The 23715-nt window shown below is 71.3% G+C and carries 23 protein-coding genes and 1 pseudogene; 6 read left to right on the forward strand and 18 right to left on the reverse strand.

Annotated features, from left to right (window positions below; all coding sequences use genetic code 11):
- The first annotated feature begins 157 nt into the window (after positions 1 to 157).
- Entirely contained in the window at positions 158 to 1855 is a 1698-nt protein-coding gene (locus F1D61_RS31920; RefSeq protein WP_203155905.1) for a methyl-accepting chemotaxis protein, read from the forward strand.
- 266 nt (positions 1856 to 2121) lie between these two features.
- Here F1D61_RS31920 and F1D61_RS31925 read toward each other — a convergent pair whose 3' ends face one another.
- Both F1D61_RS31925 and F1D61_RS31930 read right to left on the reverse strand, forming a co-directional pair.
- Positions 2122 to 3279, reverse strand: coding sequence for an alpha/beta hydrolase (locus F1D61_RS31925; RefSeq protein WP_432443193.1), 1158 nt, complete (start codon positions 3277 to 3279; stop codon positions 2122 to 2124).
- 91 nt (positions 3280 to 3370) lie between these two features.
- Positions 3371 to 4042, reverse strand: a complete 672-nt coding sequence (locus F1D61_RS31930) for an HAD family hydrolase (protein WP_203159380.1) — start codon at positions 4040 to 4042, stop codon at positions 3371 to 3373.
- Positions 4043 to 4216: 174 nt separating this feature from the next.
- Between F1D61_RS31930 and F1D61_RS31935 the strand changes: the two genes are divergently transcribed.
- The gene (locus tag F1D61_RS31935; RefSeq protein WP_203155906.1) at positions 4217 to 4582 is read left to right on the forward strand and encodes a hypothetical protein; all 366 of its coding nucleotides are present in this window, start codon (positions 4217 to 4219) and stop codon (positions 4580 to 4582) included.
- Between the two features lie 125 nt (positions 4583 to 4707).
- Here F1D61_RS31935 and F1D61_RS31940 read toward each other — a convergent pair whose 3' ends face one another.
- From F1D61_RS31940 to F1D61_RS31970, 7 genes and pseudogenes are all read right to left on the reverse strand, one after another.
- On the reverse strand, positions 4708 to 5646 hold the full coding sequence (locus F1D61_RS31940; protein ID WP_203155907.1) for a hypothetical protein: 939 nt from the start codon (positions 5644 to 5646) through the stop codon (positions 4708 to 4710).
- An 8-nt stretch (positions 5647 to 5654) separates the two neighbouring features.
- Positions 5655 to 6089, reverse strand: coding sequence for a PRC-barrel domain-containing protein (locus F1D61_RS31945; protein ID WP_203155908.1), 435 nt, complete (start codon positions 6087 to 6089; stop codon positions 5655 to 5657).
- Positions 6090 to 6157: 68 nt separating this feature from the next.
- Positions 6158 to 6628, reverse strand: coding sequence for a DUF2721 domain-containing protein (locus F1D61_RS31950; RefSeq protein ID WP_203155909.1), 471 nt, complete (start codon positions 6626 to 6628; stop codon positions 6158 to 6160).
- 462 nt (positions 6629 to 7090) lie between these two features.
- A complete protein-coding gene (locus tag F1D61_RS31955) occupies positions 7091 to 8500 on the reverse strand; it encodes an amidase (protein ID WP_203155910.1) in 1410 nt (469 codons plus the stop codon).
- A 4-nt stretch (positions 8501 to 8504) separates the two neighbouring features.
- Positions 8505 to 8852 (reverse strand): hypothetical protein, encoded by a 348-nt coding sequence (locus F1D61_RS31960; RefSeq protein ID WP_203155911.1) that lies wholly within the window; start codon positions 8850 to 8852, stop codon positions 8505 to 8507.
- A gap of 14 nt (positions 8853 to 8866) precedes the next feature.
- Positions 8867 to 9432, reverse strand: a pseudogene (locus tag F1D61_RS31965) (Uma2 family endonuclease).
- A gap of 115 nt (positions 9433 to 9547) precedes the next feature.
- Positions 9548 to 10981 carry a homospermidine synthase gene (locus F1D61_RS31970; RefSeq protein ID WP_203155912.1) on the reverse strand — a complete coding sequence of 478 codons (1434 nt, stop codon included), beginning with the start codon at positions 10979 to 10981 and terminating at the stop codon, positions 9548 to 9550.
- A 344-nt stretch (positions 10982 to 11325) separates the two neighbouring features.
- Between F1D61_RS31970 and F1D61_RS31975 the strand changes: the two genes are divergently transcribed.
- Entirely contained in the window at positions 11326 to 11538 is a 213-nt protein-coding gene (locus F1D61_RS31975) for a hypothetical protein (RefSeq protein ID WP_203155913.1), read from the forward strand.
- A 328-nt stretch (positions 11539 to 11866) separates the two neighbouring features.
- Here F1D61_RS31975 and proB read toward each other — a convergent pair whose 3' ends face one another.
- The 7 genes from proB to rplU all read right to left on the reverse strand — a co-directional run bounded on the left by proB (position 11867) and on the right by rplU (position 16820).
- A complete protein-coding gene (gene proB, locus F1D61_RS31980; RefSeq protein WP_203155914.1) occupies positions 11867 to 12955 on the reverse strand; it encodes a glutamate 5-kinase in 1089 nt (362 codons plus the stop codon).
- A 561-nt stretch (positions 12956 to 13516) separates the two neighbouring features.
- On the reverse strand, positions 13517 to 13921 hold the full coding sequence (locus tag F1D61_RS31985; protein WP_203155915.1) for a type II toxin-antitoxin system VapC family toxin: 405 nt from the start codon (positions 13919 to 13921) through the stop codon (positions 13517 to 13519).
- Positions 13918 to 14202, reverse strand: coding sequence for a type II toxin-antitoxin system VapB family antitoxin (locus tag F1D61_RS31990; protein WP_203155916.1), 285 nt, complete (start codon positions 14200 to 14202; stop codon positions 13918 to 13920). The genes F1D61_RS31985 and F1D61_RS31990 overlap by 4 nt, the downstream gene beginning before the upstream one ends.
- Positions 14203 to 14251: 49 nt before the next feature.
- Positions 14252 to 15280, reverse strand: coding sequence for a GTPase ObgE (gene obgE, locus F1D61_RS31995; protein ID WP_203155917.1), 1029 nt, complete (start codon positions 15278 to 15280; stop codon positions 14252 to 14254).
- Between the two features lie 66 nt (positions 15281 to 15346).
- Entirely contained in the window at positions 15347 to 15982 is a 636-nt protein-coding gene (locus tag F1D61_RS32000; RefSeq protein ID WP_203155918.1) for a GNAT family N-acetyltransferase, read from the reverse strand.
- 195 nt (positions 15983 to 16177) lie between these two features.
- On the reverse strand, positions 16178 to 16459 hold the full coding sequence (rpmA, locus tag F1D61_RS32005) for a 50S ribosomal protein L27 (RefSeq protein ID WP_203155919.1): 282 nt from the start codon (positions 16457 to 16459) through the stop codon (positions 16178 to 16180).
- Between the two features lie 43 nt (positions 16460 to 16502).
- Positions 16503 to 16820, reverse strand: coding sequence for a 50S ribosomal protein L21 (gene rplU, locus F1D61_RS32010; protein ID WP_048436258.1), 318 nt, complete (start codon positions 16818 to 16820; stop codon positions 16503 to 16505).
- Positions 16821 to 17096: 276 nt separating this feature from the next.
- Between rplU and F1D61_RS32015 the strand changes: the two genes are divergently transcribed.
- Complete coding sequence (locus F1D61_RS32015) at positions 17097 to 17492, forward strand: DUF2267 domain-containing protein (protein ID WP_203155920.1); 396 nt, start codon at positions 17097 to 17099, stop codon at positions 17490 to 17492.
- A 45-nt stretch (positions 17493 to 17537) separates the two neighbouring features.
- On the opposite strand, the gene F1D61_RS32020 is transcribed toward F1D61_RS32015, so the two are convergent.
- Entirely contained in the window at positions 17538 to 19343 is a 1806-nt protein-coding gene (locus F1D61_RS32020; protein WP_203155921.1) for a DUF4153 domain-containing protein, read from the reverse strand.
- 263 nt (positions 19344 to 19606) lie between these two features.
- On the opposite strand from F1D61_RS32020, the gene F1D61_RS32025 reads away from it, so the two are divergent.
- Together F1D61_RS32025 and F1D61_RS32030 are read left to right on the forward strand one after the other, a co-directional pair.
- The gene (locus tag F1D61_RS32025; protein WP_203155922.1) at positions 19607 to 20593 is read left to right on the forward strand and encodes a GNAT family N-acetyltransferase; all 987 of its coding nucleotides are present in this window, start codon (positions 19607 to 19609) and stop codon (positions 20591 to 20593) included.
- 189 nt (positions 20594 to 20782) lie between these two features.
- Complete coding sequence (locus F1D61_RS32030; protein WP_203155923.1) at positions 20783 to 22516, forward strand: calcineurin-like phosphoesterase C-terminal domain-containing protein; 1734 nt, start codon at positions 20783 to 20785, stop codon at positions 22514 to 22516.
- Between the two features lie 43 nt (positions 22517 to 22559).
- Here F1D61_RS32030 and F1D61_RS32035 read toward each other — a convergent pair whose 3' ends face one another.
- Positions 22560 to 23573: a chemotaxis protein CheA gene (locus F1D61_RS32035; protein WP_203155924.1), complete on the reverse strand. Its 1014-nt coding sequence runs from the start codon at positions 23571 to 23573 to the stop codon at positions 22560 to 22562.
- Positions 23574 to 23715 lie beyond the last annotated feature (142 nt).

A 23715-nucleotide genomic window follows, 5' to 3' on the forward strand; every position in this document is an offset into this window, starting at 1 on the left:
GTAGGACTTTGTACCTATATCTTCGGATGCGCGATCGATCGCTGCCGCATGAAACTGTTAGCTTCCTCAGTTTCCATGAATGCGTGTAAGCGCTTCAGATCCCCTTAACGATTTGTGGAAACTAATCGCCACGATCTTCAACTCTCGGTCGTGGCCCATGACGTTTCTCGGCAATACCCGTATCCTGATCAAGGCCGCGCTGCCGCTCCTGATCGTCGCTGCCGTCGCGGGTGGGCTCGTCCTGTATGCGCGGACCAATCTCCACGATCTGGCGGCGCAGGCGCGCCAGATCGTGCAGGTCCAGATGGTCCGTGTCCATGGCATCCTGACCATCCGCATCAACGTGAACGAGGCGGCGGTCCAGAGCCGCAACATGGCGATGGAAACCCGCCAGGAGCAGATGGCGGGCTACAAGGAGCGCTACGAGGGCGCCGAGAAGGCTGCCCTCGCCAGCGCCGACACGCTGATCGCCCTGTCGGACACTCCCGAGCGCAAGGCGATGACGCGGGATCTGCGCGAGACCCTGGTCGAGTTCTTCGCGATTTCCGCCCGGGCCAACACCCTGGGGCTCCAGAACGACAACGGCGGCGCGGGCAAGCTCCTGCTCGTCGACGCCGCGCCGATCCGCGCGAAGGTCCGCGACGTGGTGCAATCGCGCATCGATGTCCTCGCGGCGGAGCTCAAGCAGGCGAGCGACGCCGCCGACCTGGCCTCGGCCAAGGCCGGTACGGTGCTGGTCGGCGCGGCCGCCATCGGTCTGCTCGCCGCCCTCGGGCTCGCCATCCTCATCGTGGTCTTCGGCATCACCCGCCCCCTCGGCAGCCTCGTCGCCGGGCTCCAGCGCATGGCGCGGGGCGAGGCGGATGCGGCGATCGGGGAGGCGGCGCGCGGCGACGAGATCGGCGCCGTCGGTCGCGCGGTCGAGAGCATTCGCGACATGGTCGCCCGCAAGGCGGCCGAGCAGGCGGAGGTCAAGCGCCTGGCCGAGGCGGCGGCCGCCGCCGAGCGCAGGCGGACGATGGCGGAGATGGCCGACGGGTTCGAGCGCGCCGTCGGCGGGATCGTCGGCCTCGTCTCGTCCTCGGCGACCGAGCTGCAGGCCACCGCCAGCACGATGACCGCCACCGCGACGCAGACCGCGTCGCAATCCTCCACCGTTGCCGCCGCCGCCGAGGAGGCCGCATCCAATGTCGGCACGGTCGCGGCGGCGGCCGAGGAGCTGGGCGCCTCGGTCCAGGAGATCGGCCGCCAGGTCCAGGGCTCGGCCGGCCTTGCCCAGGCCGCGGTCGGCGAGGCGGACAAGACCGGCCACCTCGTCCAGGCGCTGAAGACCACCTCGGCCCGGATCGGCGACATGGTCGGGCTGATCTCCAACATCGCCGCGCAGACGAACCTCCTGGCTCTCAACGCCACGATCGAAGCGGCGCGTGCCGGCGAGGCCGGGCGGGGATTCGCCGTGGTCGCGGCCGAGGTCAAGCAGCTCGCCTCCCAGACCGCCAGGGCCACCGAGGAGATCGCCGGCCAGATCGGCGAGATCCAGGGCGTGACCGATCAGGCGGTCTCGGCCATCGACGGGATCACCGGCCGGATCCGCGAGATCAGCGCGGTCGCGGTCTCGATCGCCTCGGCGGTCGAGCAGCAGGGTGCGGCGACGCAGGAGATCGTCCGCAACGTCTCCCAGGCCGCAACCGGCGCCGGCGAGGTCACCAGCACCATCGCGGGCGTGGCTCAGGCCTCCGAGGAGACCGGTGCGGCGGCAAGCCAGGTGCTCGCGGCGGCCTCCGAACTGTCGCGCCAGTCGGAGTACCTGGCGGGCGAGGTCGGGCGGTTCCTCGATACGGTGCGGGCGGCCTGAGAGTTCGGGCGAATCGATCCATCAAAGCAGCGAGGATGGGCAGCGCATCCCACCCGCCCACCTCATCCTGAGGTGCGACTGAAAGGAGCCTCGAAGGAGGGCTCCAGGGATCGCCGGGACTTCTGGAGCCCTCCTTCGAGGTCAGTCGATCTTCGATCGACTGACACCTCAGGATGAGGTTGGGGACAGGATGTCTGAATACCCTCAAGCACTCTCAGAGGCGTGCTAGACGTCGGCGCGTTCCAGGCAGCCGCCCATTCCGCGCATCACGGCGTCTTCGCCGCGCTTCCCAGATGCTTGTCCAGGAACCCGGCGATCTCGGTGAAGACCTCGCGGGTCTCCGGCGCATCTGGGTCGAACAGGTACTGGGCGTGGCTCATGCCCTCGAAGACCTGGAGCGAGGCCTCGACCCCGGCCTGGCGCAGCTTGCGGTGGGTGCGCACGGTGTTCGACAGAAAGAGGTCGCGGGTGCCGGTGGTCAGGATCGTCGGGGGCAGGCCGCGCAGGTCGCCGTAGATCGGCGAGAGCTGGGGGTCGCGCAGGTCGCGGCCGGCGGCGTAGAGCCGGGCCGCCCGGGTCAGGACGCCGTCATAGGAGACCAGCACGTTGTCCAGCCACTCGTTGGCCTTGTAGCTGTCGCCGGTCTCGGTCAGGTCGGACCAGGGCGTGCCGGGCGCGATTGCCGCGGGGAGCGGCACGCCCTCGCGCTTGGCCCGCAGCATGAGCGCCAGCGTCATGCCGCCGCCGGTCGAGGTGCCGAACACCGCCATGTTCTCGGCCGGCTGCAGGCCGAGCGCCGCCTTCCACACCGCCATGGCGTCGTCCATCGCCGCCGGGTAGGGCGCGTCCGGGGGCATGCGGTAATCGAAGGAGATGACCGTGAAGCCGCCGAAGGCCGCCATCAGCACCGCCTCGACCGTGCCGGCCTCGCCCGGGTTGTAGACGTAGCCGCCGCCATGGATGTGGATCAGCAGCCGGTGGCGGTTGCGCTCGGGCACGACCTTCGGGGCGATGATCCAGGCCTTGACGCCGCCGATCACCTCCGGGGTCGAGACGACGCCCAGGCGCTCGCGCAGGGCCGGCAGGGGCGCGGCGGTCTGGGCGGCGAGCCTGGCCACCAGCGCCTTCCACTCCGCCGCATTGCCCGGATCGGCGTTCCAGGCCGGAACCCGGTAGGGCGCCGCGATCGCCGCCTGGAATTCCGGGCTCACCGTGCCCGGCACCGGGATGCGCCGGCCCGGGACGCTGCGCGCGCCCGGCACGGCGTTGGCGGCGTTCTGGGCCGCCTCCATCCTGGCGAAATCCGAGGCGTCGGCGTTCGGGGCCGCCGGCGGTTGCTGCGCGAGGACGGTTGCCGGCAGCGCGACGGCCAGGAGCGGCGCAACGGCCAGGAGCAGGGCGGCGAGGCGACGCGGGCCGGGCAAGGAATGAACATCCTGTCAGCGTGGAACCGCCCGCACGAGTCGCATGCCGAGGTTCATCCGGCAAGATGGGCCGGCATCGACGGGCCCGGGTCTACGGCACCCCGCGCCGCAGGGGCGAACTCGCATAGCCGTCGAGCAGGTCCTGCGGGTCGCGGTAGATCGCGGTGCAGCCGGCCTCGCTCAAGCCGGCCTCCGGGAAGCCGCCGCAGAGGACGCCGATCACCGGCAGCCCGGCCTTCACCGCGGCCTCGGCGTCGTAGGGCGAATCGCCGATCACGATCGCCTGGCCCTTGGGCGGATGGCCGAGCCGGGCGAGCGCCGCCTCGAAGATGTCCGGATGCGGTTTCGAGCGCTCGGCCTCGTCGGAATTGGTCGCCACGTCGATGAGGTCGCGGATGCCGGCGATCTCCTGGTAGCGCTCGACCTCCGAGGCCTTGCCCGAGGAGGCGAGCGCCAGGACGTGGCCCTCCGCCTTCAGCCGCTCGAACAGGGCCCGCACGCCCGGAAACGGCCGGACCCGCGGGAGGTACGTCTCCTTGAACAGGTCCGAGCGGAATGTCTCGATGTCCTCGCCCTCGCGCTCCAGGCGGTCCTTCGGCACGAAGACCGGCATCAGCTGGTCGCCGCCCTTGCCGATCTGGCTGCGGACCGCCTCCGGCGCGACGTCGATGCCGAAGTGGCGAAACGCCTCCGCCCAGGCGTCGGCGTGCAGATCGACGCTGTCGAGCAGGGTCCCGTCGATGTCGAAGATCAGGTTGCGGATCACGGCGAGACTTTCTGTCTGTGGCAGCCGAGCACGAAAGCCCGGCAAAGCATCGGGGTTCCGTGCGCGGGCGGACGGCGCGGCTGGCCTTCGGGCGCCTCGGCCGTTAGAGGTTCGTCAACGCCGTTCCCCGCTCCCCGGCGGGCCGGCCCCCAGGAACCCGGAAAGTTGCCGATGTCCGTCCTGTCCAGAGCCTGCCTCGTCGTGGCCGTGGCCGCGCTCGCGGGCGGCTGCATCAACAATCCCCTCGGCCAGGTCGGCGGCGTGCTCCCGACCGGCGATGTCGGCCCGCCGCCGTCCTTGCGCGGCGACGTGAAGCTGCCGGCCCGCAGCAACGGCGACCTCGCCCAGGCCGCGACCGAGCCGACCCGCCGCCTCAACGTCCCGAGCAGCACCCGCGGCGGCGACACCCTGACCGCCCAGCCCCGGCGCATCCGCCGCGAGGACATCGAGGGCGAGGGCGGCCCGAGCGGCAGCAGCGGCGGCCTGTCGCCCACCATGGGGTCGGGCGGGTCGGTCGGACTCGGCGGCAAGTTCTAGGAGCCGGGTTCCGAAAGCCGGATCTGGAGCGGCGTCCGATCGCGCTGCCATCGGACGCCGCTCCAGCCCTTTGATGTTGCCGCATTTTTTGTGACGAGCCGGTATCCACGTCGTCGGACAATGCTCTAGCGGGGGTCGCGGGTCTCCACCTCGGCGGCCGCCCGTTTCTTCCGGGTCTCCTGCGCCCGGGCGGTCTCGCGCAGGCGCCGCAGGCGTTCCTCCAGGCCGGCGCGGGTCGCCGGCCACCAGCCGCGGCCGGGCGCATCGGGGAATGCCGCCGGAACCGTCTCGGCGATCTCGTTGAAGGTCGGGATCCGCCACCAGCCCCAGACCAGGGGCCCCGGCACGGTGATCGCCGGATAGTGGGCCAGCGCCTCGGTCTCGGTGACGGGGGCGTCGTCGAGGGCCTCGAACACCACCACGCCGGCTTCCGCCACCTCCACCGCCGCGCCGAGCGGCGGGGCATCGCCCCGCGGCACCGGATGGCGACGGCGCCGCCGCTCCGCCTCGGCGGCGGGGTTGCGGGCGGCCTCGCGCCGGGCGCGGCGCGCCGCCGGCTCGTTCTCGACCGCCGCCGCCTCGATCATGGGCCAGGCCTCCTTCAGCGCCTCGTAGGAACGCCAGGGCACCCGCCAGGCCCGGATCTCCGGCGCCCAGGCGGCGAAGGGGATGGTGCGCAGGGTGTCGACGACGATCCGCGAATACGGCGTGCGGACGAGCAGCGCCTCGGGCCCGGCGATCAGGTAGGGGCTCGCCAGCGGCTCGAAGGCGTAGGCGTCGCGGCCCTTGTCGTCGCCGTAGGCGTCGAGGGCCGAGATCTCCCGGGCGATCCAGGCATCCGCCCGCTGCTCGGCGGTGGTGCCGGGCACGAACCATCGCCGCAGCTTGCGCCGCCAGCGGGCGGTCGGAAAACTCTCCTTGAAGCGGGCCAGCAGGGCGCGGTCGAACGGCATCGCCACCAGCACCCCGGGGCGCTTGACCGTGCCCGGCGCCACCGCGAAGCCCGCCCCGCGGGCGACCTCGCCGGCCGGCGCCTCCCGTTGCTCCTGGCCTGCGTCGCTCACGGCTGGCCTCAGATCGTCGGCGCGCGGCCGCCGTAATAATCGTCGAGGCGCTCGCCATAGGCCGGATCCGAGAACGGGTCCTCGCCCGGGCCGTGGCGCGGCGCCTCGGCCAGGGCGCCGGGATCGATGTCGATGACGTAGCCGCCGAGGCGCACGTCGTAGGTCAGGGCCTTCCAGGGCACCGGGTGGTAGCTCTCGCCGAAGCCGAGGAAGCCGCCGAAGGACAGGACCGCGTAGGCGACCTGGCCGGTCACCTTGTCGACCATGAAATTGTAGACGCTGCCGAGATGCTCGCCCTTGCGGTCGTAGACGGCGGTGCCCTCGACCTTGTTCGAGGCGATCAGCCGGCGGGTCTCGTCGAGGGCGACGCCGTCGCCGGACGGGTCGAGCTCCATCGTGCCGGGCGCGCGGAGGGAGCGCTCGTTGGGGAGTTCGGTCGGCATGGCGGGCTCTCCGGGATCGGGGGCGGGTTCCTTGGGGAACCGACCTCGTCCGGGACGGTTCCGCGGGCTCAGCGCGCCGGGTTCTCCGCCTCCTCCTGCTGCTGCTGGGCCACCTCGGTGCGCACGGTGCGGCTTGCCAGCATCATCTCGATCGCGAAGGCGGTGAGCGAGGCCAGCGTGCAGACGGTCGCGGCGCCGAACAGGCTGAACAGCACGCTCGCCACCGCGGCGTCCCGCAGGGTGCCGACGAACAGGGTCAGCACCGCGCCGCAGATCGCGACGCCGCCGAGGGCCGCGATCACCACCGCCACGTCGAGGGCGAGGCTGCGCCGGCGCAGGTCGCGCAGCCGGGCCTGGTCGCCGGGCCGCTCGCTCGCGCGGTCGGACAGCTTCTCGACCTGATCGGCGACGCGGGCGTGGCGGGTCGAGAAGACGTTGAGCAGGGTCGCGATGCCGGAGAGCAGGAAGACCGGCGTCAATGCCACCTGGATGATGTGGGCGGTCGAATCGACCTGGGACGGATCGGTGGGGGTGAGCATGCGGGGTCGGGTGAGGGAGGAGACGGGGCGCCGGATCGATCCCGCGCCCGGTCCGATATAGTGCGCCCCTGCTGGACCGGCATCACGCAGCGTGAGGGATGCGGTCTCGTGATGGATCGACCGCCGACAAAGCCGATCTTCACCCGGCACCCCGCAATTACAAAATGATATATATCTTGTTACATGTCCGGCGTCGCATATTTATACTAATTATGCCATCGAATAAAAATATCATAAGAAATATTCGACCTGTCGTCCCTCTGTGCTGCCTTCTGAGTTGCTGGCCAGCACGAGAACCAGCATCGACGCTCGGACCGCCAGTGCAATGCCGTCTGCCGGGTCGTCGGAGTGGGAGGCCTCAATCCGTGTGCCCTGGTGGGAGCGGGGAGGTATGCCATTCTCTTCCCCAGGCAGCCTTGCGCCCGCGGAGAGGAGAAAACCCATCCCACTGGATTGCTCCGGCTATCCCACCGCCGGCCACGGCGGCAAAGCGGGACGGATCCGCTCGACGGCACGGGCCAGGCGCAGCACCCCGACATCGTCGAAGCGCCGACCGGCGATCTGGAGGCCGACCGGCAGCCCGCCCGGCGTGACGCCCGCCGGGACCGAGATCGCCGGCTGCTCCGACATGTTGAACGGCACCGTATAGGCGATGTGGGCCATCGCCCGGGCCGGGTCGTTGGTCGGCGAGGCGTGCTCGGCCGGGAAGGGCGGGTTCGGCGAGACCGGGCCGATCAGGAAGTCGAACGGCCGGATCGCCGCCAGCGCGGCGTCGCGCATCGCCGCCATCTGGCTCATGCCGTGGAACACGGCAGCCCCGCTCAGACTCCGGCCGCCCGCCGCCCAGTCGCGGATGAAGGGCAGTACGCGGGCGCGACGACCCTCGTCCAGCGCCTCGATGTCGAGGGAGGCGCGCTGGCGCCAGAACAGGTCGAGCCCGTCGAGCATCGACGGCGTCAGGAAGGCCGGCACCGGCTCGACGATCGCCCCGGCCTCGGCAAGGAGCCGCGCGGCCGCCTCGATCACCGCGCGGTTGGCCGGATCGAGGGGCAGCCCGGCCCCGGCCTCCATCACCAGGCCGAGACGCAGGCCCTTCAGCGCCATGCCGTCGAGATCGAGCCAGGGCAGGTCGGCCGGTGGCAGGGCGGTGGCGTCGCGCTCGTCCGGCCGGCTCAGGGTCCGCATCATAAGCGCCGCGTCGGCGACGCTGCGGGCGAGCGGGCCGGCGCAGCGGCCGTAATAGGGCGGATCGAGCGGGACCCGGCCATGGCTCGGCTTCAGGCCGACCACCCCGCACCAGGAGGCGGGAAGCCGGATCGAGCCGCCGATATCGGTGCCGAGATGCAGCGGCCCGTAGCCCGCCGCCGCGGCGGCGCCCGCCCCGGAGGAGGAGCCGCCGGGGCCCTTCGCGAGATCCCAGGGGTTGCGAGTGAGGGGGTGAAAGCTCGACAGTCCCGAGGACAGCATGCCGTAATCCGGCATCGTCGTGGCGGCGAGGATCACCGCGCCGTCCTCGCGCAGGTGGGCGGTGGCCGGCGCGTCAATCGGGCTCGGGACCGCGTCGTCCCGGGCGGCGGTGCCGAGCGGCATCGGCACGCCCTGCCGGGCGACGTTCTCCTTGATGGTGACCGGCACCCCGTCGAGGGGAAGCGGTTCGGCCTTCATCCACCGCGCCTCGGAGGCGCGGGCGGCGGCGAGCGCGGCCTCCGGCGCGAAGGCGTAGAGGGCGTGCAGATGCGGCTCGGCGGCCTCGGCCCGGGCGATCACGGCCTGCGTCACCGCCACCGGCGAGAGGGCGCGGCGCGCATAGAGGCGCAGGAGCTCGGTGGCCGGCAGGTCGGCGAGGTTCGCGCAGGAGGGCTCGGGCGCCATCGTCTCAGCGCGCCTCCGGCGCCTTGTCGGGGCGTCCGGCAAGCGCGATGTAGAAGCCGAGCCCGTCCTGGGACGGCAGGGTCTGCAGGCGCTCGACCCAGCCGCGGCGCTTGGCGTCGAGGAGCTGGCGGCCGACCGGCTGGAACAGGGTCTCGCCGCCGCCGGGCACCGGCGCGTCGAGGCGCACCGCCACGGTCTTGCCCTTGGCGAAGCGGCTGCGCTCCAGCATGTCGGCGAGGGAGGCCTCGGCCTGGGCCCGGGGGGCGCCGCGCAGGTCGAGCACCGATTCGGCATCGGTCACCCCGAGGGTGCCGCGCAGCTTGTTGGCGTAGAATTCGTCGAAATGGGGCAAGGGCGGCTCGGGCGTCAGAGGGGGATGCCATCGTAAAGGGCGGCGACGGGGATTTCCCCGCCGAGATCGGGCAGCGGGATCGTGCCGTCGCGGCCGAGGACGCGCAGGGACCAGTCCGGGCCGTCCCCGCGTGACCAGACCTCCACCCGGGCCTCGTCCTGATAGACGATCAGGTAGGCGCGCAGGGTCTGGAGGCCCTGGTAGAACTCGGCCTTGCGGCCCCGGTCGTTGTTCAGGGTGGAGGGGACAGCACCTCGGCGGCGACGAGCGGGTCGCGGGCGTAGCCGTCCTGAAGAAGCGGGCCGCGGCGGACGACGACGTCGGGGATCGGCGCGTAGTCGTCGACGAAGTCGTTGCGCAGGCCCAGGCCCGGCAGGGCGCGGCAGCCGAACTTCGCCACCAGCGGGCGCAAGGCGGCGAGAAGGTTGCTGACGATCAGCTGATGCCGCTCACCCGGCGGCGCCATCAGCACCGCCTCGCCGTCGAGAAGCTCCCAGCGCTCCTCGTCCGGGCGGTCGCGGATCATTGCGATGAAGTCGGCGACCCGCATCCGCGGGGCGCGCCTGAGCGCGAGCGACATGACGGCTCCCTGTCACCGCCACGATGGTAGCACCGGGCGGGGACGGGCGACAGCCTCGCTGCGCTGCGGCACCGCGCCCGAACGATGGGACGCGATGCCGGATCGAGGGGCGGCTTTACGCGCCGTGCACCAGCACGTTGCGGAACTGCCAGGGATCGCTCTCGTCGATGTCCTCCGGGAAGAGGCCCGGGCGGCCCGAGAGCGGGGTCCAGTCGGTATAGACCCCGATCACCGGACCGAGATACGGCGTCTGGACTTCCAGGCAGCGGCGGAAGTCGACCTCGTCGGCCTCGACGATGCCGGCCTCCGGGTTCTCCAGCGCCCAGACCATGCCGGCGAGCACGGCGGAGGTCACCTGGAGGCCGGTGGCGTTCTGGTAGGGGGCGATCCGGCGGGTCTCCTCGATGGAGAGCTGCGAGCCGTACCAGTAGGCGTTCTTGCCGTGGCCGTAGAGCAGCACGCCGAGCTCGTCGATGCCGTCGACGATCTCGTTCTCGTCAAGGATGTGGTGCTTCTCCTGCACCTTGCCGGCCTGGCCCCACATCTCGTGCAGCGACAGCACCGCCTCGTTGCAGGGATGGTAGGCGTAGTGGCAGGTCGGCCGGTAGACCGCCTTACCGTCCTGGCGCACGGTATAGTAGTCGGCGATCGAGATCGCCTCGTTGTGCGTCACCAGGAAGCCGAACTGCGCCTGCGCGGTCGGGGTCCAGGAACGCACGCGGGTGTCGGCGCCGGGCTGGAGCAGGTAGATCGCCGGGGCGTCGTCGGGCAGGGTGCGGCCGTTCTCCGGCATCCAGGTCTCGTGGGTGCCCCAGCCGAGCTCGGCCGGCTGGTTGCCCTCGGAGACGAAGCCCTCGACCGACCAGGTGTTGACGAAGACGCCCTGCGGCTTCTCCGACTTGGCGCGCTGGGTGTCGCGCTCGGCGATGTGGATGCCCTTGACGCCGGTCTCGCGCATCAGCGCGGCCCATTCCTCGCGGGTCTTCGGCTCAGGCGTCTGGAGCCCGAGATCGGCCGCGACGTTGAGGAGCGCCTGCTTGACGAACCACGACACCATGCCGGGATTGGCGCCGCAGCACGACACGGCCGTGGGACCGCCGGGCTTGCGGCGGCGGGCGTCGAGCACCTGCTCGCGCAAAGCGTAGTTGGTGCGGTCGGCGGGGCCGGCATTCTTGTCGAAGTAGAAGCCCGGCCACGGCTCGGCGACGGTGTCGATGTAGAGCGCGCCGATCTCGCGGCACAGCTCCATGATGTCCCGCGACGAGGTGTCGACCGAGAGGTTGACGCAGAAGCCCTGGCCGCCGCCCTCGGTGAGGAGGGGCTTGAGCACTTCGCGATAGTTGTCCTTGGTCAGCGCCACCTGCTCGAAGCGCAGGCCGTGCTTGTCGGCGAGCGCCTTGTGGGCATCCGACGGCTCCACCACCGTGAACCGGGCCTTGTCGTAGGTGAAGTGGCGCTCGATCAGGGGGAGGGTGCCCCGGCCGATCGAGCCGAAGCCGATCATCACGATGGGGCCGCTGATGCGGCCGTGGACGGGCCAGTCGGTCATGGCGCTCGAGGTCTCCGGATTGTCGTTACGATATGCCCCGCCCGGGGGAGACCCCCGGCCGGTCGGCTCGCCTAGCAGGCCAGCATGACGCACGGGCGACGGCGCCGGGCGAGGAATGCGGGCGAAGGGTGATTGACGCGTCGGGTCCCGCCGGTCAACCCCGCCAACCCGTTGATCCGCAACGGGCAAGCCTCACCATCGGGTTAATCGCCCCCCTGCACCCGACATGCCGGATTCGCATGGCGCCGCTGCAACCGCCGCGCTTGTGTGCAGCGCGGCAGCATCCATATTGCGTTGCAACAAGAACACCGGAAACGCCCGCGCGCACTCTTCAGGAGATCCCCATGCTCGCGGTCATCACTCACTCCCTCATCGCCCCCATCGACGAGCGCTCCGACATGGAGCCCGGCATCCTCACCCTCGTCAGCCGCATGGTCCACGCGATCCACGCCGCCAACCAGCGCCGCCTGGAGCGCCAGATCGGCGAGTACGTCGAGGTCAATGGCGGCCGCATCACCGACGATCTCGAGCGCCGGATCGGCCAGTTCTTCTGCTGATCACGCCGCCCCGGCGAGCCGGGGCGATTCTCTCGATGGTTCAAGCAAGGCGCCAGGGGCGAAATCGCCCCTCAGGCGCCTTCTTCGTATCGGGGGTCTGGGCGCGTCCGGTCGCTGTCCGCGACACTCTTGAAACCCTCGATGTCATCCCGGGGCCGCGTAGCGGAACCCGGGGTCCATAACCGCTGACGATGCCGGGTGAAGCGGAACGGTCTTCGCCCTCTTCCTCAATGTCAGCGGTTATGGATCCTGGGTTCTCGTCTCCGACGAGCCCCAGGATGACGCGGAGAGGGGCGGAATCGGGGGCGAATGCGGACGGTTTTCGCCCTCAATCCCCCACCACCGCCAGGTCGTCCCGATGCACCATCGCGGCGCGGCCCGGATAGCCCAGAACCGCCTCGATCTCCCGGCTCGACCGTCCGAGGATGCGCGCCGCATCCTCGCTGTCATAGGCCACGAGGCCGCGGGCGAGCACCGTGCCGTCCTCGGCCCGGATCGTCACCGCGTCGCCGCGGCTGAAGCTGCCCTCGACCCGCCGGACGCCGACCGGCAGCAGGCTCGCCCCGCCCTGGAGCGCGCGGGCCGCGCCGGCATCGATCGTGAGCGTGCCGCGGGGTTCCAGCGAGCCGGCGATCCAGGTCTTGCGGGCAGCCCCCGGCGTCGAGCCGGCGAGGAACCACGAGCAGCGGGCGCCGTTCGCCACCGCCTTCAGCGGGTTCTTCACCCGCCCGTCGGCGATCATCATCTGGGTGCCGCCCGAGATCGCGATCTTGGCCGCCTCGACCTTGGTGCGCATGCCGCCGCGCGACAGCTCCGAGGCCGGCCCGCCCGCCATCGCGTCGATCTCCGGGGTGATCCGGGCGATGACGGGCAGGTGCTCGGCTGTCGGGTCGCTCGCGGGCGGGGCGGTGTAGAGCCCGTCGATGTCGGAGAAGAGCACCAGCAGGTCGGCGCCGATCATCGTGGCGACGCGCGCCGCGAGGCGGTCGTTGTCGCCGTAGCGGATCTCCGAGGTCGCGACGGTGTCGTTCTCGTTGACGACCGGGACGGCGCGCTCTTCCAGGAGCTTCAAGGTGGTCGCCCGTGCGTTGAGGTAGCGCCGGCGGGATTCGGTGTCCTGCGGCGTCACCAGGATCTGGCCGGCGACGATGCCGTGGTGGGACAACGCCTCCGACCAGTGCCGAGCCAGCGCGATCTGCCCCACCGCGGCCGCGGCCTGGCTCTCTTCCAGGCGCAACGGGCCGGGACTGAAATTGAGCACGGTGCGCCCGAGCGCGATCGAGCCGGAGGAGACCACCAGCACGTCGACGCCGCGACCGTGCAGCTCGGCGATGTCCTCGGCGAGCGCCGCCAGCCAGGCATGGCGCAGCCGCCCCCGCGCCCGGTCGACGAGGAGCGCCGAGCCGACCTTGAGCACGACGCGGCGGAACTGGTCGAGGGTGGGGGTCTCGGGCGAGCGGGGGCGGGAAGCGTGGACATGGAACCGGGGATCAGGGGGCGGCGGGAATGAGGTCCGTGTGGACGACGACGTTCCCCTTGACGAGGAGCGGCAGGTCCGGGGTCCGTGTCATGGGGTTAAGCCATGCCGTCCCCCCTGTTCAACCGCGCCGGATGTCCATGCCGCGACCGGAGCGCCGAAAGGGGCCGGTGGCCGCGCGATCACGATGAGCGCGGGCGTGTCGAGGGCGATCGGAATGGTCCGAGGGTGCGCCGGGCTGCCTGTGCCGGGCCACGTCCTGCACGAGGGCACGCAGGGCATCGTCATCCGCCTGCTGGGCGGGGATGAGTGCGGCATACGCGGCTGCGCGCGATGCGGAGGGTTTCGGGAGATGCGGTAAGCTTCCGACACCCTTGACGGTCGGCGGCTTCTCCATCGGTCGCTCCATGGCTGCCCGAAACCGATACCCCGGTGATCCTTGAGGCGAAGAAGCGCGAAAGTGACTCCGTGACGTGGTGAAACCCGGATCGAGAGCAGGTGCTACGATTCCAGGCTCACCGCGGGCACGAGGTCCGTCCTGGTGAAATCGTTGCCTTTGAATAGCAAAGGAAGATCATCGCGTTTCGCGACCGCGTAGGACAGGCAGTCGCCGAAGTTGAGGGACGCAGGGTGTCCCATCCCCTTGCCGTACCGATCGAATGCCTGTTGCGCGATGAAGCTATGAGCTGCCGTGAACGGCAAGAGCGTGAGATTCGACAGGGTCATCAGTTTGCGGAGGATGTCCGTCGCATCGGGTTCGCCTCGGCGTTCGACGGCGATATGCGCCTCCAGGGCAGTTGGTGTGCCCAGGATGCAGTCTTCCCGTGTCAGCACGGCGAGGAAGATTGGAGCTTCCGGCTCTCCAAGCGCGATGGCGAGCAGGGCCGAGGTATCAACCGCGATCATCGCGGCAGACCGTACTCGTCATAAAGATCGCTGTGATCGGAGTTCGTCCCCGGCGGCAGCTTGGCTCGCACAGATGCGCCACGCGCCAAGATATCGGCGATGAACGCTTCTCGATCGCCAAGCGGTTGTCGCAGGGCCGTTACGACACGGGTCGCCGGCATCTCGTCATAAGCCCGCAACGCCTGCGCCACGGCATCGCCCGGCGTCGTCCCGAGACGTTCCGCGAGGCGCCGGGCGAGCAGCAAGGTCTCGTCGCTGTCGATGATCAGAGGCTCGGTCATGGGGGCGACTCCTAGTGGCGTCGAATCTAGCGTCACCCCCACGCTGTCCTCAAGGCTGCCAGGCCACCCGCTCCACCGGCGCGTCCGCCGCCGCCGCATCCATGCGGGCCATGAGCGCCCGCAGGGCATCCGTCACGCCCTGGCGGGTCGCCGAGGACAGGACGAGGGGTTTCTGGCCGCTTTCCTCCTCCAGGCGCTCGAGCTGGAGCGCCAGGGTCTCGGGATCGAGGGCGTCGGCCTTCGAGAGGGCGACCACCTCGGGCTTCTCCTCCAGGCCGTGGCCGTAGGCCTCCAGCTCGGTGCGGACCAGCCGGTAGGCGGCGCCGGCATCCTCGCTCGTGCCCTCGACGAGGTGCAACAGCACCCGGCAGCGCTCGACATGGGCGAGGAACTTGTCGCCCAGCCCGATGCCCTCGTGCGCACCCTCGATCAGGCCCGGGATGTCGGCGAGCACGAATTCGCGGGTATCGACCCGCACCACGCCGAGGCCCGGATGCAGGGTGGTGAAGGGGTAGTCGGCGATCTTGGGCTTGGCCGCCGTGACGGTGGCGAGGAAGGTCGACTTGCCGGCATTGGGCAGCCCGACGAGGCCGGCATCGGCGATGAGCTTGAGGCGCAGCCAGATCCACTGCTCCTGGCCCTCCAGGCCCGGATTGGCGTGTTTCGGCGCGCGGTTGGTCGAGGTGGTGAAGTAGGCGTTGCCGAAGCCGCCATTGCCGCCCTTGGCGAGCCGCACCCGCTGGCCGACCGTCGTCATGTCGGCGAGCAGGGTCTCGCGGTCCTCGGACAGGATCTCGGTGCCGGCCGGCACCTTCAGGATCACGTCCTCGCCCTTGCCCCCGGCGCGGTTGCGGCCCGAGCCGTGCTCGCCCTTACGGGCCTTGAAATGCTGCTGGTAGCGGTAGTCGATCAGGGTGTTCAGCCCCTCGACGCACTCGATCCAGACGTCGCCGCCCCGGCCGCCATCGCCGCCGTCGGGCCCGCCGAACTCGATGAACTTTTCCCGCCGGAACGAGACGCAGCCGGCGCCGCCGTCTCCCGAGCGGACGTAGACCTTGGCCTCGTCGAGGAACTTCACGGGACAACACTCCAGAATGGTCGAAGGCGGCCGGGGAGGGGCCCCGGCCGCCGGAATCCTATCAGATCAGGCGCCGACCCGGCATTCCGCCCGGTCGTGACGCTCGAAGACGAGACCGGCGGCGTGCCAGGTCTTCAGGCTGTCCCAGGCCCGCCGGTCGAGCCGGAAGCGGTCGACCGGGAAGACCCCGCCGCGGGCCGGGAAGGCCTGAAGGCCGGAGCCGACCGAGGCGAAGCCGCACTTCTCCAGCACCCGCCGCGAGGCCGGGTTCACCACCCGGGCCGAGGAGGCGAGCTCGCCCCCCTCGGTATAGGCGAAGAAGGCGTCGATCATCGCCCGCGCGGCTTCCGTGGCCAGGCCCTGGCCCCAATGCGGGGTGCCGAGCCAGTACCCGAGATGCGGCGCACCGCCTTCAGCGTCGGGCTCGATGCTGACGACGCCGATCGCCCGGGTCGGGTGGCGCTGCGGCGTGATCGCCATGATCAGCGCCCGCCCATCCGCATTGGCCTGCCGCGACTCGAGGATGAAATTATCGACGGAGGGCGGATCGAGCGGATGCGGAATTCGGGCGGTCATCCCGGCTACGGCTTTCTCACCGGCGAGGCGGACGAGAGCTTGCGCATCGGCCTGACGGGCCCAGCGCAGCCACAGCCTCCGGGTCTCGAGCCGGAAGACATCGTCGCGGGTGAGGTCGGGAAACATCGCCTGACTCCGATTCCGAACCCAGAGCCTCCCGCTCGGGCGCGGTTACGAGAACGACGAAAGGGAAGGTGGTTCCCCACCTTCCCCTCGTGGTCTCGCTCGGAGCCAGGCCGTTTTCAGGCCGGAAATGAGCTAAGAGTCGCCGGGTCGGTGTGGGGACACCGGCGGAGCTCCCTCGTCACTGGCTCCGTCGGATTATTCTGCGGCCTCCAGGGCCGGGGCGGCGTCGTTGGCGACGACCGTTACGAAGGCGCGACCGCGTTTCGTCACGAATTGCACCTTGCCGGCGGTGAGCGCGAACAGGGTGTGGTCGGTGCCCATGCCGACATTGACGCCGGGATGCCACTTGGTGCCGCGCTGACGCACGATAATGTTGCCGGCGATGACGGCCTCGCTGCCGAACTTCTTCACGCCGAGACGACGACCGGCCGAATCGCGACCGTTGCGGGACGAACCGCCTGCCTTCTTATGAGCCATGGGGCTAACTCCTGAATTCTGGAAAAGGGGCTCGCAGCCAGCTTTAGGCGGCGCTGATGCCCGTGACGCGGACCACGGTGAGGTCCTGGCGGTGACCGCGCTTGCGGCGCGAGTTCTGGCGGCGGCGCTTCTTGAAGGCGATGACCTTCGGGCCGCGGGCCTGCTTCACGATCTCGCCGGCGACGCTGACGCCGGAGACCAGCGGGGCGCCGACCTGGGTCGCGCCGGCGCCGTCGGTGAACAGCAGCACCTCGCCGAAGGTGACCGCGGTGCCGGCCTCGCCCTCGAGCTTCTCGATCGTGATGACGTCGTTGGCGGCGACGCGGTACTGCTTGCCGCCGGTCTTGATCACTGCGAACATCGTTCTCGTCCGTGTTCCATCCGGCCTCCGGCGTTGCGCCGGGGTCGTCTTTTTGGCAATTGACGTCCGGACACCCGAGCGGGCCGCCGCGAACGCGACGGCGCGCGGACCGTGCAGCCCGCGCGCCAGATGTCACCGTTACGGGTGCGGACGCCCTCTGTCAACGCCGACGCCCCGGTTTTGCCGCGCCTGCCTTGATTTCGCGGCGACCTTCGCCGAAGACCGCCCGGAGCGTGCGGGCCGGCAGGTCGCATGCGACACGTGCGGGAGACCACGATGGAAGAGCTTGTTGCCCGGGTGACCCAGGCCACGGGACTGGACGCGACCACGGCCCAGAAGGCGATCGGGCACATCCTGGCCTTCCTGCGGAAGGAGGGCCCGCCGGAGGAGGTCAATAAGCTGATCGCGGCGATGCCGGGCGCCGAGGCGGCGCTCGCCCAGGCCGGCGACGGCGGCCCCGGCGAGGGCGGCGGCGGCCTGATGGGGATGCTCGGCGGCATGATGGGCGGCGGCGTGATGGCGCTCGGCCAGAAGCTGATGTCGGCCGGCGTGCCGATGGGCCAGATGCAGCCCCTCGGCCGCGAGCTGTTCGCCTATGGCCGCGAGAAGGCCGGCGAGGACGTGATGGGCCCGATCGTCGGCTCGATCCCGGGGCTGAACCAGTTCGTCTGATCCTTTCGGCCGCGGCATCCAGGATGCTGCGGCCTCTCCCTGTTCTCAAGGGCGCGGGCCGGTGCCGAGGTCGCTCGGCCGGAACAGCAGGCGCCGCCCGTCGACCGCAAGGTCAGGCAGGACGGGCTTGATCGGAGCGGCCTCACCGGCCCGGATCGCGGCCCGCGCCCGTTCGCTTTCTGCCCGGTCGAACGGCAACGACAGCGTGCCGACTTGGTGCCAGACTCCGTCATCGCGGCGCTGGAAGACGTCGGCCTCGGGAAGTGAAATGCTCCCGCTTGTCGCGGAGGACGGATCCGCGAAGACCAGCACCTCCGGCGTGCCGTCCCCGTCGAGATCGATGACGAGCAGGAGGCAGGGCCGGGCCGAGGACAGGCAGGCGGATGGCCGCCAGCGCGGCGTGTCGCGCGGCCAGTCCTGCTCGCGGAAGCCCGCCGGCAGCGAGGCGCCGGGCGGCGCGATCGTGGCGCCCGCGAAGGCCGGGCCCCGGGGAGGCCCCTCGTTCCCGCGGAGCATGCCCTTGCTCCGGGCCTCCCGGGCGAGATCCGCGACGACCGGGTCCGTTGAGGCCGCGAGCCGATCCAGCGCCTCCCGGCCATAGCGGGCGAAGCGGAAGCGGAACGCCGTGAAATCGATGCTCTCCGGCCTCACCCTGCCGCTCTCCAGGCGCGCCATCTGGTCCGCCGTCGACAGCCGGGCCGGATCGGCCACCGGCGAGAGCAGGAGCAGCAGTACCAGCACGGTCGCGACCGCGCCGATCAGGTTGGTGGTGCCGAGCGCCGCCATCCAGGGCCGCGCCCGCAGCGCCCCCCAGCCATAGCCCAGGGCGTAGACCGCACCGACCGCGCAGGCGGCGAGGCCCCAGACCCGGACCGGCGTCAGCCCGTGCTGTTCGACCCGCAGGACGAGTGCCATCAGCGCGAGGCCGATGAGGGGAGCCAGGAGCAGGCCGGCGAGCCGCACCGTCCGTCGCAAAAGGGGGGACAGGGCCTCCGGCGTCAGGCCGTCGCCATAGGCGGCGTTGACGATCACGATCAGCAGCGCGGTGCTGGCGAGGAGCAGCGCCGCGGCCCGGCGGGTCGCCCAGAGGGGATCCAGCCCGGTGAACGGCAAGGCGCAAAGGAAGGCCGTCAGCAGCCCCGTCGCCAGAACGGCGAGCGCGGTGACGAGCACGTTCGCAACCGGGAACCGGCCCGCGAGCGCCCCGAACCGCGCATCCATCGCGTGCACGGCCCCCGCGAAGGCCAGGCCCAGGGCCGGCATCACGATCGCCGGGGCCTTCAGCGCCAGGGCGATCGCGTCGAGCCGGAGGGCGGCGAACAGGGCCGCGCTGAGGAAGAGCACACCCCCGATGGCCGCCGCGAAGGCGAGGCCCAAGCCGATCTGGAAGGCGTGCCGCCAGGAGCCGCCGACATAGGCCGCATAGGGCGGGCGCCAGCGCCGCGCCACGTCGGCCGGCTCGATGAGGTGATGGAGGATGTAGGCGATCGCGAAGGCGGTCGGGATCAGGAGCGGGCCGAGCGCGCCGTCGGACCCCGCGCCGGGCGATGGGCCCGCCCGCCACCGGTCGTAGGCGACGAGGAGGACCAGCAGGGTGCAGGCCACTCCCAGCCAGGCGAGCAGGGTGCCGGCGCGCAGGCGCCCGACGCCGAAGATCAGGATCATCGGCGCGATCAGCAGGAGCGGCAGCGCGTAGGCCATCACCGTCCGGTGCGGAGCGACGCCCCAGATCGCCTCGCCTTTCGCGAACAGGAACCAGAGGGCGAGCCCCTGGACGCCCCCGATGACGAGCCGGACGGCGCCGGCCCGCCGCCCCGCCGGCTGCGACCTGTCCAGAGTCTCGGCGCTCACATAACCCCTCCGGGTGGTGACCGGTGGCGAGAGCGTAGCGCGCCTCCGATCATGCCGCTAGGTCATCGGCGCCGAGGAATGGTGCCCGATCGTCCGCGACGTCCGGCCGGCCGGGCCCGCCTCGGCCAAGGCCTTGGTCCGCCTCGTCAACCATTGTCATATTCCCGTGCCGGGTTTCGTGGTGTGGTGTTGCTGCGCGGGACGGTCGCGGCGACCGCTCCCCGGGCGCCGGATCGGCCGGTGCCGCACGGGATGCCTCGACCATGGTTCCGTTCCTCACCCGCGGCCCGGCCGGCGACGGCCGCGACGTTCCGCCCGGCATCCCCCTCGCGCGCCTGCTCGGCCGTGCCGCCGAGGGCGGCATCCATCTCAAGGGGCTGGCCCAGCCCTCGCGGCTCTTCCCGCGGCTGAGGCATTTCGAGACGCCCGGCCTTGATCCGGTGCTCGGCCGCATCGGCTCGCTCGAGGTGCGCCTCGCGACGACGCCCAAGGAGGTCAAGCGGGCCCAGCGCCTGCGCTACCGCGTGTTCTACGAGGAGATGGCGGCAGTCCCGACCGGTCTGGCCATGCTCAAGCGCCGCGACGTCGACGAGTACGACGCGGTCTGCGACCACCTCCTGGTGATCGACCACGCCGCGCAGGAAGCAAAGCCCTTCCGCAAGCCCAAGCCCCGGGTCGTCGGCACCTACCGCCTCCTGCGCCAGGACCAGGCCGACCGGCATTTCGGCTTCTACACCGCCGGCGAATACGATCTCGGCCCGGTGCTGGAGGCCAATGCGGGCAAAAGGGTGCTGGAGCTCGGCCGCTCCTGCGTGCTCAAGCCCTACCGCACCAAGCGCACCGTCGAGCTTCTGTGGCACGGCATCTGGGCTTATGTGCTGCATCACCGCATCGACGCGATGCTGGGCTGCGCCAGCCTGGAGGGCACCGATCCCGATCGCCTGGCCCTGCCCCTGAGCTTCCTGCACCACTTCGCCCGCGCCCCCGAGGGCTGGCGCGCCCGCGCGCTGCCGGGCCGCCACGTCGCCATGGACCGCCTCAGCCGCGAGGCGATCGACCCGAAGGCCGCGCTCCAGGCCCTGCCGCCGCTGATCAAGGGCTATCTGCGGGTCGGCGCCACCTTCGGCGACGGCGCGGTGGTCGATCACCAGTTCGGCACGACCGACGTGTTCGTGGTGCTGCCCGTCGAGGCGATCGCCAAGCGCTATATCGGGCATTTCGGCGCGGAGGCGGGGCGGCACGCGGCGTGACGCCGCCTGATCGAGTGGTCCGGCCGCATCGATCCCCTCACCGTCGGACCGGGTTCCGCTGCGCGGCTCCTCGATGACGAGGAGGTCGCCCAAAGCGATCGACGGCCCGGTGCGGCCGGATCGGGCACCGCGTCACCGAACGGTCGCGAAGCCGTGGTTGCTTGCCCGCCCTTCCAAGGAAACGAGCCGATGACCGAGCGGACGACCCTGACGCGGCGCGAGACGGTTGCCGGGGCCGCGGCGCTCGCCCTCGCGCCCCTCGCGGCCCTCGCGGCGCGGGCGCAGACTGCTCCGCCCGGAGGGCAGGTCACCGGCCTCGTCTACGAGGATCGCGGGGCCAAGGGCCGGCGCGGGCAGGACGATCCGGGCCTGCCCGACGTGCTGGTCTCGAACGGCCGCGAGGTCGTCCGCACCGACGCGCAGGGGCGCTACACCCTGCCGGTCGGCGACGAGGCGGTGATCTTCGTCGTCAAGCCGACGGGGTTTTCCCTGCCGGCCGGGCCCGACGGGCTGCCGCATTTCTCCTACCTGCACCGGCCGGCCGGCACCCCGCCGGACCTCGCCCTGCGCTATCCCGGCATCGCGCCGACCGGACCACTGCCGTCATCCGTCGATTTCGGCCTGGTGCGCAGCCCGGAGAGCGGTGACTTCGACGTGGTGCTGTTCACCGACCCGCAGCCGGAGAGCCACGCCGAACTCACCTTCGTGCGCGACACCGCCATCGCCCGGGTGCTCGGCCTGCGGGGCGAGCCCAACAAGGTGGCCTTCGGGATGACTACCGGCGACGTGCTGTTCGACGACCTCTCGCTCTATCCGCGCCAGAACCGGCTCATCGCGCAGGTGGGCGTGCCGTGGTTCCATGTCGGCGGCAACCACGACCTCAACTTCGAGGCGCCGGACGCCCGCTATTCGCGCGAGACCTTCACCCGCACCTTCGGGGCGCCGTACTACGCGCTGGAACAGGGCGGCGTGCTGTTCCTGATGCTCGACAACGTCCATTATCTCGGGGCCGCCACGGCGACGACGGGACGGGGCGGGCGCTACGAGGGCCGGTTCGGCGAGCGCCAGCTCGCCTTCGTGGAGAATCTGCTGGCGCATATTCCGAAGGACCGCCTGGTGGTGGTGGCGATGCACATCCCGCTCGCCAGCGATCTCGGCCCCGACGATCCCGGCATTGGCACCGCCGACCGGGCGCAGCTGCTGCGGCTGCTCGCCGGGCGGCCGTCCTTCAGCGTCGCGGGCCACACCCACACCACCGAGCACCAATACCTCGGGCCCGACGGCCGGCCCGGCGCCCCGGGCGGGGACGCGCACCACCACCACGTCCTCACCGCGGTCTCTGGCTCGTGGTGGAGCGGCCCGCCGGACCGGCGCGGCATCGCCACCGCCGACAGCCGCGACGGCACGCCGCACGGCTTTCACGTGCTCGGCATCACGGGCGGGCGGCATTACACCACCCGCTACGTTCCGGCGAGCGACGATGCGGGCCGCCAGATGCGGATCGTGCTGGAGAGCCAGTTCCACGCCGACGACCTCGCCCGCCTGCCCGATACGCGGCTCTACGAATTGCTCGGCGCCACGATCCCGGCCGAGAGCGCCGGTTCGACGAACGTGGTGGTCAACCTGTTCGATGGCGGGCCGCGCAGCCGGGTGTCGTTCCGCGTCGGCGATCGTCCACCCGTCGCCATGACGCGGGTGCGCCGGCCGGACCCGTTCGTCGCCGCGCTCTACGCCCGCAACGCCGCGAGCAAGAAACCCTGGGTGAAGGCGGAGCCCTGCTCGCATCTCTGGGTCGCGCGGCTGCCGCGCGACCTCGCGGCCGGCACCCACCGCCTCACCGTCGAGGTGACCGACGAGTACGGCCGCCCGCACCGCGACGCGCTGGTGCTCGAAGTGCTGGGCGGGGCGGCGAGGGCGGGTTAGGGTAGTCTTCGACGACGCGGCAGTGACACGTTCCGACGCGCGGTCACAGCCGGCTCGGCAGCGAGATCACCGCGTCGACCGTCTCCCGGATGGCGCGGCCGGCCGGGGCGAGGTCGGGCATCGGCACGCCGAGGAAGCGGGTCGGCTCCTCCGCCGCGGGCGCCGCGGCGGGCTGGACGGCGGCGCTGCGCTGGTGCGTCTCGTTCTTCTCGCGCCGGGCGACCGGCTTCTCCGCGACCGGCTTCTCCGGCGGGCGCTTCTCGGCGACGGATTTTTCGGCCGCGTGCCTGACCGGTGCGGGCCTAACCTCGGCCTTCGCCTCCCGGGTCGGCGCGGGCCGCGGCGTAGCCTTCGGCTCGGTGGTCCTTTCGCGGGCCGGCGGCAGCGGCACGGGCCCTCGCGACGCCGCGACGGCGCGGGGCGCAGGGGCCTCGCGCGGCGTGACGGCCTCGCGGGGCGCGGCGACCGGGCGCGGCGTCTCCCGCGCCTTCGGGACGGCGGGAACGGGCTGGAACCCGGCGGCGGTGCCGGTCGCGGCCACGTCGGAGGCCGGCGACTCGGAATTCCGCACCGGATTGCCTTGGACGGGAGAGCCTTGAACCGGAGTGCCCTGCATCGAGAACCCCCGCGCCGGGGCGCCCTGCGTCAGCACGCCCGGCTTCGGATCGAGGAGGGCGGCAGGGGCGACCGGCGGCGCCAGGGGCGGGACCGCCTCGGACGTCGCGGCGGCTTGCAGGACCGGGCCGGGGTTCCCCGGCGCCTGGGGCAGCGGCACCTGACGCACCGGCGTGGCGCGCAGGGCCGGGACCCCGTCCTTGATCTCCGGCATCTCGGCGACGCGGCCGAAATGCACCTGCGGCGGGCGCGGCCGCAGCATGTCGCTGATCGTCGGATAGGCCGCCGCGGCGAGCCCGGCAAAGCCGCCGGCACCGACCAGCCCCAAGGCCGCCAGCATCGCCGGGCGGCCGAGGCGCGCGGGGAGGTACGCACGGAGACCCTCGCGCGGGTCCCCGCGCGGCCGGCGCACCTCGGACGGATCGATCTCCACTGGCATCATGGTGCGGGCTCTCCGACTTACCTGCCCTCAACCATGATCAGAACCGCCGAATCAGGCGTGAAGATGTCGGGGGAAAACCGGCGACCTGTGGATAACTCGGGCTTGTCACCCTCGGGATCGGCGGCGCCGACAATTGACTCGC

This window comes from Methylobacterium aquaticum (genome assembly GCF_016804325.1).
Taxonomy (GTDB): domain Bacteria; phylum Pseudomonadota; class Alphaproteobacteria; order Rhizobiales; family Beijerinckiaceae; genus Methylobacterium; species Methylobacterium aquaticum_C.

What these genes read in the sequence shown, in the direction of transcription:
- rpmA (WP_203155919.1), bottom strand. Translation starts at nt 16,459, where the DNA reads ATGGCTCATAAGAAGGCAGGCGGTTCGTCCCGCAACGGTCGCGATTCG.
- F1D61_RS31970 (WP_203155912.1), bottom strand. Translation starts at nt 10,981, where the DNA reads ATGACCGACTGGCCCGTCCACGGCCGCATCAGCGGCCCCATCGTGATG.
- F1D61_RS31920 (WP_203155905.1), top strand. Translation starts at nt 158, where the DNA reads ATGACGTTTCTCGGCAATACCCGTATCCTGATCAAGGCCGCGCTGCCG.
- F1D61_RS31935 (WP_203155906.1), top strand. Translation starts at nt 4,217, where the DNA reads ATGTCCGTCCTGTCCAGAGCCTGCCTCGTCGTGGCCGTGGCCGCGCTC.
- rplU (WP_048436258.1), bottom strand. Translation starts at nt 16,820, where the DNA reads ATGTTCGCAGTGATCAAGACCGGCGGCAAGCAGTACCGCGTCGCCGCC.
- F1D61_RS31950 (WP_203155909.1), bottom strand. Translation starts at nt 6,628, where the DNA reads ATGCTCACCCCCACCGATCCGTCCCAGGTCGATTCGACCGCCCACATC.
- F1D61_RS31985 (WP_203155915.1), bottom strand. Translation starts at nt 13,921, where the DNA reads ATGATCGCGGTTGATACCTCGGCCCTGCTCGCCATCGCGCTTGGAGAG.
- F1D61_RS32030 (WP_203155923.1), top strand. Translation starts at nt 20,783, where the DNA reads ATGACCGAGCGGACGACCCTGACGCGGCGCGAGACGGTTGCCGGGGCC.
- F1D61_RS31955 (WP_203155910.1), bottom strand. Translation starts at nt 8,500, where the DNA reads ATGGCGCCCGAGCCCTCCTGCGCGAACCTCGCCGACCTGCCGGCCACC.
- F1D61_RS32035 (WP_203155924.1), bottom strand. Translation starts at nt 23,573, where the DNA reads ATGATGCCAGTGGAGATCGATCCGTCCGAGGTGCGCCGGCCGCGCGGG.
- F1D61_RS32015 (WP_203155920.1), top strand. Translation starts at nt 17,097, where the DNA reads ATGGAAGAGCTTGTTGCCCGGGTGACCCAGGCCACGGGACTGGACGCG.
- F1D61_RS31990 (WP_203155916.1), bottom strand. Translation starts at nt 14,202, where the DNA reads ATGACCGAGCCTCTGATCATCGACAGCGACGAGACCTTGCTGCTCGCC.
- F1D61_RS32000 (WP_203155918.1), bottom strand. Translation starts at nt 15,982, where the DNA reads ATGTTTCCCGACCTCACCCGCGACGATGTCTTCCGGCTCGAGACCCGG.
- F1D61_RS32025 (WP_203155922.1), top strand. Translation starts at nt 19,607, where the DNA reads ATGGTTCCGTTCCTCACCCGCGGCCCGGCCGGCGACGGCCGCGACGTT.
- F1D61_RS31975 (WP_203155913.1), top strand. Translation starts at nt 11,326, where the DNA reads ATGCTCGCGGTCATCACTCACTCCCTCATCGCCCCCATCGACGAGCGC.
- F1D61_RS31945 (WP_203155908.1), bottom strand. Translation starts at nt 6,089, where the DNA reads ATGCCGACCGAACTCCCCAACGAGCGCTCCCTCCGCGCGCCCGGCACG.